The 13,283-nt window shown below is 50.1% G+C and carries 9 protein-coding genes; 6 read left to right on the forward strand and 3 right to left on the reverse strand.

Going from position 1 to position 13,283, the window contains the following annotated elements; genetic code table 11:
* Window positions 1–77: 77 nt before the first annotated feature.
* Window positions 78–860, reverse strand: a complete 783-nt coding sequence (locus JJL52_RS14540; protein WP_202053211.1) for a hypothetical protein — start codon at window positions 858–860, stop codon at window positions 78–80.
* Window positions 861–1,449: 589 nt separating this feature from the next.
* Window positions 1,450–1,578: a hypothetical protein gene (locus JJL52_RS21595; RefSeq protein WP_272901743.1), complete on the reverse strand. Its 129-nt coding sequence runs from the start codon at window positions 1,576–1,578 to the stop codon at window positions 1,450–1,452.
* A gap of 577 nt (window positions 1,579–2,155) precedes the next feature.
* Between JJL52_RS21595 and JJL52_RS14545 the strand changes: the two genes are divergently transcribed.
* From JJL52_RS14545 to JJL52_RS14565, 5 genes are all read left to right on the forward strand, one after another.
* The gene (locus tag JJL52_RS14545; protein ID WP_202053212.1) at window positions 2,156–2,503 is read left to right on the forward strand and encodes a VPEID-CTERM sorting domain-containing protein; all 348 of its coding nucleotides are present in this window, start codon (window positions 2,156–2,158) and stop codon (window positions 2,501–2,503) included.
* A 350-nt stretch (window positions 2,504–2,853) separates the two neighbouring features.
* Complete coding sequence (gene xrtE, locus JJL52_RS14550; protein WP_236994267.1) at window positions 2,854–4,479, forward strand: exosortase E/protease, VPEID-CTERM system; 1,626 nt, start codon at window positions 2,854–2,856, stop codon at window positions 4,477–4,479.
* A gap of 170 nt (window positions 4,480–4,649) precedes the next feature.
* A complete protein-coding gene (gene lhgO, locus JJL52_RS14555; protein ID WP_202053214.1) occupies window positions 4,650–5,846 on the forward strand; it encodes an L-2-hydroxyglutarate oxidase in 1,197 nt (398 codons plus the stop codon).
* 408 nt (window positions 5,847–6,254) lie between these two features.
* Window positions 6,255–6,860 (forward strand): polysaccharide biosynthesis/export family protein, encoded by a 606-nt coding sequence (locus JJL52_RS14560; protein ID WP_202053215.1) that lies wholly within the window; start codon window positions 6,255–6,257, stop codon window positions 6,858–6,860.
* A gap of 18 nt (window positions 6,861–6,878) precedes the next feature.
* Window positions 6,879–8,138, forward strand: coding sequence for a hypothetical protein (locus tag JJL52_RS14565; protein ID WP_202053216.1), 1,260 nt, complete (start codon window positions 6,879–6,881; stop codon window positions 8,136–8,138).
* Window positions 8,139–8,208: 70 nt separating this feature from the next.
* On the opposite strand, the gene JJL52_RS14570 is transcribed toward JJL52_RS14565, so the two are convergent.
* A complete protein-coding gene (locus JJL52_RS14570) occupies window positions 8,209–9,939 on the reverse strand; it encodes an O-antigen translocase (protein ID WP_202053217.1) in 1,731 nt (576 codons plus the stop codon).
* A 1,196-nt stretch (window positions 9,940–11,135) separates the two neighbouring features.
* Here JJL52_RS14570 and JJL52_RS14575 point away from each other — a divergent pair.
* Window positions 11,136–13,127, forward strand: coding sequence for a LamG-like jellyroll fold domain-containing protein (locus JJL52_RS14575; RefSeq protein WP_202053218.1), 1,992 nt, complete (start codon window positions 11,136–11,138; stop codon window positions 13,125–13,127).
* Window positions 13,128–13,283 lie beyond the last annotated feature (156 nt).

The raw sequence follows: 13,283 nt of genomic DNA on the forward strand, positions 1-13,283 counted from the left end.
ATCTTAGCCTATTTCGACTGGCATTGTTCACTTTGCGGACTGTCCGCACAATCGGTACGAATACCTAAAACCGCCCGCTAATTCGACGCTACGATACCAGAAGGCGCCTTCCCTACCAGATTACCATAGTTGATCGAAATCTTGAGCCCTGCAAACCGGCCCGACATTTTGGTCAGCTCCTGCGTTTTTTTATCGAAGCTAAGATTGAGCGTGGTCAATTCCCGGTCTTCGTAGCCTTCTTCGATCCCGTGCGTGATCAGCTTGAAATGGTACACGTAGATATCCTGATCATGGTCGTCGTTGATGCGCAACGGCTCGCCCAGTTTCTCCACGACCTTGCTTTTCAGGGGCAGGTTCACGTTGATTTTACCGAGACGCGAGGTATCGGCTTTCAACTGCATTTTTTCTTTGTTGATGTCCGCACCGCCTATCGAACGCAAGGAGACTTCGAGAAGCTTCGGCGGCGCGATTTCGAGAAAAAGCGAGGAGAACGACCAAGCCGTAATCCTGTCCTGCCTGTTAAAGTTCAGGTCGGAATAGAACTCGATTTTCGGTTTGATCACTTTACCTTGTTGATCGACCTTCCGGAACCAATAGCGCCAGCGTTTCCCGTCAGAGGTCGGCTTTTCTTCGCTCGCATGCAGCTTGGCGAGAGAAACAAAGTCATCGCTGTACAGAATCGGCTCCTTGAATTGCAAGGTAAAATCATCGGCAACCGCGACCTTGAAATAGCGGTCGAACTCACTCATCTGCAAATAGGTTTGATAGGCGCGCCACCAGTAAATACAGCCGGCTAGCGGCAGTGCCAGCAGCAGAATCAGAGCGATACGGAGAATTTTCCGGAAGAAGAATGAATTCATGAAAAAAGGTTCTGGAAGAGATAGAGATAAGACGGCGATTGCGCTTCCGAGTCTTGAGGATGTTTGGAAACAGCCTCAACCTAGGCGGACACTAAGTGACTTGATCGGATAAGCAACGGAAAAAGATTGCGCCGGGTATCCGCGCAGCTGTTGCGAATCAAAATAGAGTAAGCAATAGACCGCCGCTGGAATTTTGTATCGATCATCATTCTGAACGCCATAATCCACATCCTCTGATGATAATTTTTTCAACCTCCGGCTGGTACGACGGCTGAATTTCATTGCGGTGAATAGTTGCCTCATAAACAATAAAATTGATTGAGCCCGACCTGAACCGAACATTATCAGCACTTCAGGCCCCGGTCATTTCCGAACCCGCAACCCAGCTTGTTGAACCGACGTCAAAATGTAAATTACTTCGCGCCTGCGCGCTTTGTCAAGCCAAGCCTCTGTTTTTTTGCAGATTAACCGCGCCATGCCGCCTTTTTCCCGAAGATCGGCTCTGTCCGATAGATACCGGCCGCTCAATCAAGCGCGGTTTTTCGTCAGGTTAGATTGTCTTTACCGGACCCATAACGATTCAATAGATTTAGAACAGCGCGCCGGATTCCGGATTAAATCCGAATTTTCCGGCGCTTGACCCATTTCTGGCTCGACTGCCGTTTACCCCGAACCGCACATCCAACAAACCAATACGGCTGATTTTCGGTGCGCCCATGGTCTTTATCTGTGCGGTAGTAAACCTCGGCCGACGGGAATTTTACAAACGAATTTGCTTTTTAACATTTCGTAAGGCGTTTTCCAGCCTGGGCGAAGTGAGGCCGATGAAAGTTCAGGCTCTTCCCGTTCGGCCAGTTTCTTCGAGAGATCGACATGATCTTTATATTCCAACAGCGAATAGAAGGCCTGCCGGTCGGTTAATTGGGAACGCTCGACTTTGCCGCTGAGCCTTAAATTTTATACATAAGTCGACTTACTATTACGCACTTAAAATCACAACAGTTTGAGCTTAAATAACTGGCATATACGCATCACTTTATAAGTAATCAATATATCTATTCTTTATCTTTTCGATATCATTTTTTATATGTATCATTCTATCGTTATTAAATATAAAATGTGCCCAATAAGATAATAATCATTCATATACCTTAGCGCCCCAGTCACATCAAAAGAATAACAATTTGAAGTCATGGTGTCTTCGAATTATCAAACTGTTATATGTGAATGCATAATTTCACCGGTAATAGCTTGAATTTTTTCGCCAATGAAAAAGTGAGAAAGTGAGGTGTACTATGAAAATACGACAAAAAATAATAATGGGCATGACCGTAATATTACTGACAACGGGCAGCCCGATCGCGTGGTCCCATCCCAGCCCGAACTCCAGCTTCCATAACTGGAAACACTCCTGGTCACATGTATGGTCACGCTTTAAATCACACGGCAGATGGTTCCATAGGGGCAACAAGAGCCTCGGCATCAACGCCAAACCGAGTTCAGGAATCAGTAAGAGCCATGTCAGCTTTTCCCGGACCTATGATGTACCGGAAATCGATGCCACATCCGGAACCAGCGCGCTCGCGCTGCTGACAGGCGTTTTATTGCTGGCCAGCGAAAAGCATCGATCTAAACGCCGTTAACATTCCGTCAATGATAAGAATTACGACCGGATCAGTAGGGTGGGTTCCGATTGCTTTTTACTGATTCGGTTTTTTATCGAACACCTGTCTCTGCCCTGATTACGGCGACTTACCCTTCAGTAAGTCCTTTAACTCTGTATACGATCAGGAGCAAAGGATAGGATTGCTGATACTCCGGCTCAGGGCTGCCGGAATACTCAGATTTTCTTCACTCAACGACTTAACGGCGGCATTGGGATCGAGGCTGATGGATCGGCATTTCAGGAGCTATCATTTATGCGCGCTTTATTTATCTAATGACTTCTGAAAATATAATACAAGGACATGTATCGGCCCCCTCGAAGCGATTCTTGATCCGCTGGCTGCTGCTTTTAGCTATCGCGGCGCTCGAACTCGGCGTGCTGACGGCACGCTATGAAGCTCCTCCACTCCACGCGAATAAAGCCGAATGGCCGGCGTGGCTCTTCCATTTTTCGAAAGAAATTTGGCCGGCCGGCCTGTGGATTATCGCAGCTTGCTACCTGATCCTAAGCCCTCGACTTAAAACCATCCTCGACAATTTACGGGAACACGGCCTCGGATATCGATGGCAGGTCTGGCTGGCGCGTCATGCGCTCGCGCTTGCGGCCTTCGCTGCCATCACTCAACTCATATTCGGTATGCCGAGCGACCCAGCGCGCCTCTCGTTACTCTGGCTTACAGGCTGGGCTGGGCTAGCGAGCATAACACTATTGTCATGGATGATGGCACTAGCCCCCGGACGTTTTTGGCGTCGATTAATGCACCAGGAACACACTGCCTTACTCGTAGGAAGTATACTGGGCATGGGGGCATGGATACTCGTATCAATGCTTAGCCAGCACAAAACGTCCCTTCTCGGTCAAAATGAGTTTTGGAATTTCCTCGGCATACCTTCTTTGCTGCTTGCCCGCTTCCTGCTCGGCTGGTTTTATCCGGATATCGTTTATCAGCCCGAGAGATTCCTTTTAGGTACGGATTCCTTCCAAGTCAAAGTCAGTTATGTCTGTTCGGGTATCGAAGGCATTTCGCTGATCACCCTGTTTATTGCCGTCTATCTTTGGGTGTTCCGCAAAGAGCTGCGCTTTCCGCAAGTTTTCTGGCTTTTCCCACTCGGAATGATAGCCGTCTGGCTATTGAACGCCGTGCGCATTGCGATCCTAATAGCGATCGGAACATCCTTTTCTCCAGAAATCGCCCTCCAGGGATTCCACGCCCAGGCTGGCTGGATAGTGTTTACGCTGATCGGGGTCGCCGCGATCGCACTGTCGAATCGAATGCAGTGCTTTACCGCGACTCAAACAGACTTTCAAGGCGTTAAAAGCAGCCAGCCTCTGGCTGCCGCACTGCTGGTCCCCTTCATGGGGCTAATGGCGGCCACGATGGCAACGTCGGCTTTCTCTACCGGGTTTGACCTTCTTTATCCTCTGCGCATATTGATTCTCGCCGCACTGCTTTACTGCTTCCGCAAATATTATAAAAGCCTCAGCTGGAAATGGACTTGGCAGGCTCCTGCCATCGGATCGACTGTCTTCATCGTCTGGATACTCCTGGAACCTGACGCCGGCAACGGCGGGACAGTATTGCTGCAAGGCCTAGAGGCTCTGCCAAGCGAAACCGCAGCCCTATGGCTGATTTTCCGCGTGCTGGGTTCAGTTATTGCCGTGCCGCTGGCCGAGGAACTCGCCTTCCGCGGTTATTTGATCCGCAAGCTGATCGCTAAAGAATTCGAACGTGTGCCGCCGAGGCAATTTACCTGGCTTTCCTTTCTGCTGACGTCCGTGCTGTTCGGATTACTGCACGATCGCTGGCTTGCGGGGACGCTCGCAGGAATGGCTTACGCCCTGGCTCTTCACCGCCGCGGCCAGATGGGAGACGCGGTCATTGCCCATATGACGACCAACGCGCTGATCGCCGTTTTCGTGCTAACCCAGGCAAAATGGTCTTTATGGTCGTGAGAAGGAGCCCAATGCATCCCTCGCGCTCCTTCGCCTGCGACGCTTTCACAGAATGAAGCGCCGCAGCCCGTAATATATCCTGACGGCCGGCCAAGCCTGACTCCCGGCATTCTGCCAGATTTTCCTCGAAAAAAAGCGGCTCCCTTATTACAACTTTAGGATGCAACTCGATGAGCATACGGAAAGGTTTTCTGATCGTCGGCGGCGGACTGGTCGGCTTGGCAACGGCTTACCGGCTGCTTGCGCGGTTCCCGTCAGCGCGCGTGACCTTGCTTGAAAAAGAAACACGCGTCGGCGTGCATCAGAGCACTCACAACAGCGGCGTATTGCACGCGGGCCTGTACTATGCACCCGGCTCGGCCAAAGCGAAATTAGCGGTAAGCGGCATCCGGCAAATGACGGCATTTTGCCGTCAGGAACGCATCGCGCATGAAATCTGCGGCAAACTCGTCGTGGCGGTAACGCCCGATGAGTTGCCACGGCTGGATGAACTCCTTCGGCGCGGCCTCGCCAATGGGCTTAAAGGTCTACGAAAAATCGACCCGGCCGAAATGCGGAAAATCGAGCCTTACGTAAACGGTATCGCTGCGGTGCATGTGCCAGAAGAAGGCATCGTCGATTATCGGCAGGTCTGTGACCGACTGGCTTTGCGCGTGCAGGAGCAGGGAGGACTTATCGTTACGGACGCAAAGGTCGAACACCTCGAACGTAAAGGGGGCACATGGGTCGCCGGAACGGCGAGGGAAGAATTCCATGCCGACTTCCTGATCAATTGCGCCGGACTGCAATGCGACCTCGTGGCCAAGCTGGCCGGCGAGCCGCGGGATATCCGGATCGTGCCGTTTCGCGGCGAATATTATCATCTCAGGCCGGAAGCCAGGCATTTGGTAAAAAACCTGATTTACCCGGTGCCCAATCCCCAATTCCCGTTCCTAGGTGTCCATTTTACCCGGACGATCCACGGCGGTATCGAAGCCGGTCCGAACGCAGTCCTCGCCTTTGCGCGCGAAGGCTACCGATTAACGGATTTCGATACTCGCGACCTGCTGGATGCCCTGTTTTTTCCAGGACTCTGGCGTTTTCTCCGAAAATATCGGGCAACAGCCTACGCGGAATTGATCCAGTCATTCAGCAAGACCCACTTTTGCCGAGCATTGCAGCGGCTGGTGCCTGAGATTCGCACAATCGACCTTGCATCTGGCGGCGCGGGGGTTCGATCGCAAGCAATGAAATCTTCGGGAGACTTAATGGACGATTTCCACCTCCTCGTGCGCCAGAACGCTCTGCATGTTCTGAATGCTCCCAGTCCTGCCGCCACGGCTTCGCTGGCTATCGGTGAATACATTGTCGATCGACTGCCAGACTAAAGCAATACTCAAGGCAGGAAAAATCTGCACCCTATAAATAATCGATATACCTATTAGCTATCTTTTCAATATCATTTTTTAACGGTACCGCTACCTTGTCATTAAATATAAACTGTGACTCGTGTAATGGCAGACGAATAGTTTTTTCATTCCGAAATGAAAAATATATCAATTTGTATCAAATACTTATCATATAAATAAGAATTTAGTCCGGCACTTTGCCGAAAATTTGAAGAAATTCCTCTGGCAGATGCTCGCAATGTTTTTTTGATTCAAGCAAAAAAGCTATTGCAATTGAATGGAACAACACAAGAGTAATGTCCATCACGGGCGATGGTTCTGAATCCTATCGAACTCGCTTGCCGCGCATGTATGGACGATTGCTATTGACGATTTAGGATTTCACAAATGAACACGTTCACTATAAAAAAGAGCCCAGCGGGCTCACATGGCACGGGTACTGTTTCCGCCATTTTTTTCAGCAGCCTGCTCTGGCTGTCTCACCCGCTTTTCGCCCTGGCCGACGACAGTTACCGGCTCAATCCGGGAGACAGGCTGGAAATCACCGTCTGGGAGGAAGAAAAGCTGAAACAGGAAATCGTAGTGCTGCCTGACGGCACCATCTCTTTCCCATTAGTCAGACAGCACGTTACGGCCGCCGGCAAAACGACCGATGAATTAGTAGGCACATTGCGCTCGCTTCTGGGCCAGTTTATTGCCGACGCCGAAATCAACGTCAGGCTTCTCTCCGCCGAGGGCAACAAGATTTATGTTACGGGCGAGGTCTCTCATCCCGGCTCATTCGTGATGACAAGTCCCACGAACATTATGCAGGCCTTGAGCATGGCGGGCGGATTGACGGAATTTGCCAAAAAAAACGACATTCTGGTGCTAAGACGTGAAGCGAACGGACAAACCCGGTCCTTGCCTTTTGAGTACGGGGATGTGGAAGACGGAGAAAACATCGAATCGAATATCCTGTTGCAAAGCGGCGATACCCTCGTTGTACCTTAAATTATTTTAAGAAAAAGCATGTACTTCGCCCGAAGAAGAATAGGAGTGTTTGTTCTAGCCTACGGCTTTTTCGGGAAAGGAGTAACCGCAGCCGACTGGGCATTAACGGGAGGTTTAGGGCAACAGTTTCAATATAACGATAATTTTTCATTCAGCCCTGTACGGAAAGAGTCTGTTTTTGGTTACCTCTTGAATCCAAGATTCCTAGCCGGCAGAAAGACAGAAGCATTGGACCTAGCCCTCGAAGGACAGGCGGACATTCGTCGTTACAGCGATTCCCGCTGGGATTGTGATAATTTCAAATTAGCCGCCAACGGCGATTACCGCATCCATCGAAGCATTTTTAGCTTAAATGGCGGTTACGGCGTCAATTGTTCCTATACACAGCAAATCACGGATACAGGCCTGATTCTGCCTAACAATCAGGTCGAAAAGTATCAGTTGGCTCCGTCATGGACTTGGCAGTGGACCGCCCGAGATCAACTGATCCTTAATGCCTCCTATTTCAAAACGAGCTATAGCACTCAAAACGGGATTGCTTCGGGCAGTCCTTCATTAATCTTCAGAGGCAACGAAACCTACACCATCAGCCTCAGCGGAAATCATCAATGGAGCAGGCGTCTTTCGCTCAATGAAAAGCTCTACTTTTCGAATACGCAATACACGGGACCGAACGCCACGGAACAAAACCTGTTCGGCTTTCAACTGGGGGGAGATTATAAGATAGACCGCCTTTGGACGGTTAACGCAAATGCAGGACCGGTATGGGTCGATACCCAGCCGGATGCGAATGCGGTATCAACTACCCAAAGTTCCTCGTTGTCCTTGGGCAGCATCGCCAATATTTCTATAAATTATGACGGACAGCTGACCAAATTCTCTACCGGCTATTCCAATGCCGTCAAACCAAGCGCGATCGGCCAAGCACTGCAAACCCAATCCTTCTTTGCCCATTATTCGTATCGCCTGGCCCGGGATCTACTACTCGATCTCTCCGGCCACTATACCCAGAGCGAATCGATCGCCGACAAGTCGCTCAATAACTCAAACAGACAATTCGATCGCACCTACTTCAGGGTATCCGCAGGTATTACATGGGACCTTGCCAAGCACTGGCAACTCAGAGGCAGCTACACCTACAATTGGCAGGATTACCAACAAAACCAGAATCTGCAAAATTTCGACGGGATTGCGAACTTGAAGGCAGGGACAAGCGAAGCTAATGTGGTAATGTTTTTCCTGAATTATTCCTGGGATGGCGTGCGTATTTCCCGTTAACATGATGACCCAACCGAACCTCTTGCCAATCCCCAACTGATAAACCTCGGCTTCCAAAAAACCGCGTTTTTTATCCCCGAGGCAAAAGCGACAGCAGCCTTTCGATTTCCGAATCGAAAGATCTCCATTCACGCGCCCAACCGTAAGCCTCTTTATACCAGTGCCCCCACATCGAAAACACAGCCGCGATCATGAACGCAAAAATTAATCGTTTCATGCCCATTAACGGCTTATTTTCAACAGCGACACCGCCAATCGTCGCTCTAACCCCGAATTCCCATTCACCGAATTCGCGGGAGCCGGAATCGATAAAACGGAATCCCCTCAATAATTTGAGGAGGGGCCGTGGAATCTGGTCGAAAGGGACAAGATTGAGCAGAACCTGCAGCGAGTAAATACCGCTCAGCAGGACGGCCGAAGCGCCGACGCTCATCGCCCATAAAGGCGGCAATGCATAATAGCTGCAGAACACAACCGCTATCAAGAAAAGAAAAAGAAAGCAGGCTTGCAGGTTTTCGCTAGACCAGCGGAAACCACTGAGTTTCCTTACCATCACATAGATCATGAATACATGGAACACATACGAGCCAAAGAACGCGATACCGGCTCCTTTCAGCCCAAAAGCATTCACACAGATCCATGCGAGCCCGAGATAGACAATAGTCCAGGCCACCTCGGAAAATATAAGCAAATTCTGGACGCCCTTGGCTACGATAATGAAACCCATCGGCCACGAAATCACGCGCAGGGTCATGCCCAGGCATAACCAGCGCAAGATTTCCACCGCGCCTTCGAATTTAGCGGTATAAAAAACCGCGATAACCAGAGGCGCAAATGTCAAGGTTCCAGCTACGCCCGGCCCGGCCAGCAACAGGCTGACATGGGCCTGTTCGTTCACGATACGGTTGCACTCGGAATTATCCCGGGCAATAGCGGTTAAACGCGGATAGAAGTCCGCACCCATCGCCTGCAAAATGAAGCCTATGTATAATCCCCCGAGCGCCCAAGCGGCCTGATACAGCCCGGCCGCATCGAAGCCGATCTTGCGAACGATAATCAGGCGTACGACATAAGCGGCACCGCTCATCAAAAGACTGCCGGCCATGAAGGCGAAACCGAGCTTGAACATGGCGGCCGCTTCCTGCCCCACTTGCGAAGCCGATATTGTAGGTTTCGGCACGTGAATTTTCCGGCTGTACCACCAGGATGTGATAAGCGAGATGGCGGCAATCAGCACCAGCGACAGCACCACCCCCTTTTCGCGAAGAAAATAAACCACGGTGATGCTGATGACCGCCCCGAAGAGGGTACCCAAGATCCCCATCTTTGCCATATCGGAGATGCGGCGCATCCCTTGCAGCAAAGCCCCCTGTCCGGCGGCCAGCAGATTGAAAAATACGGCAATTGACAGCAGCGTTATTGCGGTAGCGTATCGGTCGCTCCCGAAAGTCACGGTCGACACCAGCCCGGAAAAACCTGCCAGCAAAGCGGCGCCTAGCAATCCCAATAAAATCGATATCCGGCGCAGCACAACGGCGGCCCGGGCAACTCTCTCTGCCTCGTCGGCACCGACTGCCTCGGCGATTTGGCGTACCCCACTGCTGTTGATACCCATACCGGCAATGCTAGTGGTGAGCTCTAAAATCGATCCATAGAGTCCCATCAGCCCGACTCCGCTCGGACCCAGCAGCATCGCCATAATCTTGGTACGCATTACACCAATGGCAATATTCAGCAGAGCCGATCCGCCGATCATGGCTGAAGATTTCAAAATCTGTCCGTAGGTATGCTTTTCAGCCATGGTTCCTCCTAAATAGCAAGATACAGTTGGCGAATTAAATGCCAAACATCTGTTCGAAAAAAGATATTTCCTTCGATAAAGACGCTGCTTGCGCTACTCTCCCGGTCGCCGCAAGCCGCCCGTGTTTTTCACCCACTTATTGTTAAATTTCACAAAGTCTTGCGTTGATTATTCAATCACAGCAAAGGGCGTTACACCCTGTGAACAAGAACCAACAATAGTCATATGTCGGCAGGATCTTCCTCATGCCGACCCTAAGCCACAGCCGGATTTGCTAGATAGGGCAACTCTTGCTTGATTAAATGAATTGAGATCGCTCTTTTTCCGAGCATCACGGCACCCACAAACCCCAACAAATTCAAATCATAACTATTTGTTTTTTATTGTAGATTACAAACCGCAATCATATTATCAAGCTCAACCTCAACATTATCAACCGCACAAAAAGAAAACTTTTACACCCACAATATAAGAGACTGTTAAGAATAGTAGATTATGATCTTGAGCTACAGATGAAACAACACATATACAAAGAAAAACAGCCTATTACAAAACTTTTCATATCTACTAATAAAGAGTTAAGAAAAGTAGATTATGATCTTGAGCTACAGATTCATCGCAAGACAACACGGTAGATCTTTCTATAAGAAGAGCCTACATAACCATTCATCTATTTACATTGCTTGAGGTATTTAAAGATATAAAACATGCATTTGCTATTTCATAAAATTTAAAAATTCTCCATAACGCTTATACCATTGGGACCCAGGCCTGTATTTGGCAAAGAGCCCCGGCCAACCAATACACGCTTTAATCTACAACACGGCGGAACCATCGAAAAAACCTTGGCACCGCAAAGTTTCCAGTCTAACTGGACTTTTCCTAAGACAGTGGGGAATGACAATCCGAGCAACCGTTTAAACGCTGCTTGCCGGAGGTCGCTTGCCCATAAAGGAACTCGTCGCTTATCTATCAAGGAACTCCTCAAACCTATTTCTTAATTTAGGAGAAGAGTTTTGTACTCGAACATAACAGCAATCAAACAAAAAGTTTCATAAAATCAGAAACTTATAGACTTTACCCTGCTTGGTTCCATTAAGGGTTTCACGGACCCTAGGGAAAGCTTTGGGTAAAAAAATCATTAATCTACGCAGGGCTTATCCGATAAGCCGGGCATTCAGAAATCATCTTCAACAATGAAAAAGAAAAATTTCTTTATTCCAAACACTACTTTACGCGAACTTTTACCGCGTATTTTTTTGACTCTATTTGCTCTATTTTTGTTCAACGGCAATTCATTCGCAGGGACTATTAAATTGGCTTGGGATTCAAGCTCGTCATCCAATGTAGGAGGGTATAAAATCTCTTACGGAACCAGCAGCGGCAGCTACACCTCGACCGTCGACGCAGGCAACAACACCACTTATTCGGTTTCGGGACTGCAGGACGGCGCCAAGTATTTTTTTGCGGTCAAAGCCTACAATGCGACCAAAACCGCCGAAAGCGCTTATTCCAATGAAATCAATGCGACCGCGCCTACCGCGACGGCGACCTTGACAGCCGATTTCACCGCGAGCAAAACCAGCGGTATGGCTCCTCTGACAGTAGATTTCACACCGGTAACAACAGGGGCTATCACCAGCTGGAAATGGGATTTTCCCGGTTCGTACACGCCTTCCATCACGAACTCAAGCGCAAAAGTCACCACCGTCACTTACTCGACCCCGGGAACTTATGACGTGAGCCTGACTGCCACGGGCACGAGCGGCAGCGTCACCAAAACCAAACCGAGCTTCATCACCGTCAGCGGCACCGCTCCGGTAGCGAACTTCTCGGCCACTCCGACTTCCGGCATCGCCCCATTGACAGTAAGTTTTACCGATACCTCGTCAGGCAGCATTAGCAGCAGATCGTGGAATTTCGGCGACGGCTCGACCAGTACGACAGCCAATCCAAGCCACACCTACAGCGTGCCGGGCAGCTATACGGTGAGCTTAACGGTTACCGGCTCAGGCGGCAGCAATACTAAAACGAACAGCAACTTCATCAATGTTTCTTCGGGAGGAACAACGCAACCGCCGGCAACTACCAGCGAAGGCCTCGTAGCAGCTTACGGCTTTGAAGAAGGTAGCGGTGCGATGGTTGCGGACGCTTCGGGCAAGGGCAACCACGGTACGATCAAAGAAGCCGTCAGAATTACCAACGGCCGTTATGGCAAAGCGTTGAAATTCGACGGCGTCAACGACTGGGTCACCGTCAACGACAGCGCCTCGCTGGATCTTTCGACAGGACTGACTCTCGAAGCCTGGGTCTATCCGCTGTCGCAATCGAACGGCGGCAATACAGTCATTCTGAAACAGGCTACAGGCGCCGAAATGTATGCGCTCTATTCCGAAGAAGACGCCAATTTGCCGATCTCTTATATCAACGACGGCAGTTACCGAAGCGTTATGGGACCCAACCGGTTGCCGGCGAACGCCTGGACCCATCTCGTAGCAACCTACGACGGAGCCTATCAGCGGTTATACGTTAATGGCCTCGAAGTGGCCAAGAGTGCTCGAAACACCTTGATCCAGCCATCCAACGGCGTGTTGCGCATCGGCGGCAACAGTCTGTGGGGCGAGTATTTCCACGGCTACATCGATGAAGTTCGTGTTTATAACCGCGCCCTGACCACAACCGAAGTCAGCACCGACATGAAAACCGCGGTCAGCGTATCCAATCCTCCGCAGTTTGTAATGGGCGACCAAAACCAGGAGCCTTGGGTCGATTACCGAGCCCAGGGTACTGCCGAAGCGTTCCAGACCGTGCCCACAAAATCCAATGCGGTTACCACTGTGCAGGTTTATCTGGATTCCAGCTCAACCGCCACAGAAGTAGTAGCAGGGATTTATAAGGACAACTATGGCCACCCGGGGACTCGTATAGCTGAAGGCAAGTTAAGCACACTTAAAGCTGGAGCCTGGAATTCAGTGTCGATCTCTGCAGCTTCCGTTACTGTCGGCCAGCCTTACTGGATTGCAATACTCGGGACCAAGGGACAGATGGCCTTTCGCGACCAAGTAGGCTCCTCCACCGGCAAAATGGAAACCAGCGCGTCCAAAACGCTGACCGGCCTGCCTTACACATGGAGTGGCTCGGCTACTAAAACTCAGGCGGCAATGTCGCTTTTCGGAAAGGGGTATTGATCAACTTAATGTAAATTTTTAAATGACCTACCGGCGGAACTGGCATCGCTTTTGAGCGGGGCGCAGCATCCGCCGGTAACTCAGGCAATTTGTAACGGCAACTTTAACTCAACTAGAGTTTAAATTAGTTTTTTGGTCTGCAAGACCTTTCTTGAG

Source organism: Candidatus Methylomicrobium oryzae (assembly GCF_016745425.1).
Classification (GTDB): domain Bacteria; phylum Pseudomonadota; class Gammaproteobacteria; order Methylococcales; family Methylomonadaceae; genus Methylomicrobium; species Methylomicrobium oryzae.

Bases quoted from the DNA above. Each gene is read 5' to 3' on its own strand.
- JJL52_RS14545 (WP_202053212.1), top strand. From the start codon at position 2,156: ATGAAAATACGACAAAAAATAATAATGGGCATGACCGTAATATTACTG.
- JJL52_RS21595 (WP_272901743.1), bottom strand. From the start codon at position 1,578: ATGGGCGCACCGAAAATCAGCCGTATTGGTTTGTTGGATGTGCGGTTC.
- JJL52_RS14565 (WP_202053216.1), top strand. From the start codon at position 6,879: ATGTACTTCGCCCGAAGAAGAATAGGAGTGTTTGTTCTAGCCTACGGC.
- JJL52_RS14570 (WP_202053217.1), bottom strand. From the start codon at position 9,939: ATGGCTGAAAAGCATACCTACGGACAGATTTTGAAATCTTCAGCCATG.
- JJL52_RS14575 (WP_202053218.1), top strand. From the start codon at position 11,136: ATGAAAAAGAAAAATTTCTTTATTCCAAACACTACTTTACGCGAACTT.
- JJL52_RS14560 (WP_202053215.1), top strand. From the start codon at position 6,255: ATGAACACGTTCACTATAAAAAAGAGCCCAGCGGGCTCACATGGCACG.
- JJL52_RS14540 (WP_202053211.1), bottom strand. From the start codon at position 860: ATGAATTCATTCTTCTTCCGGAAAATTCTCCGTATCGCTCTGATTCTG.
- lhgO (WP_202053214.1), top strand. From the start codon at position 4,650: ATGAGCATACGGAAAGGTTTTCTGATCGTCGGCGGCGGACTGGTCGGC.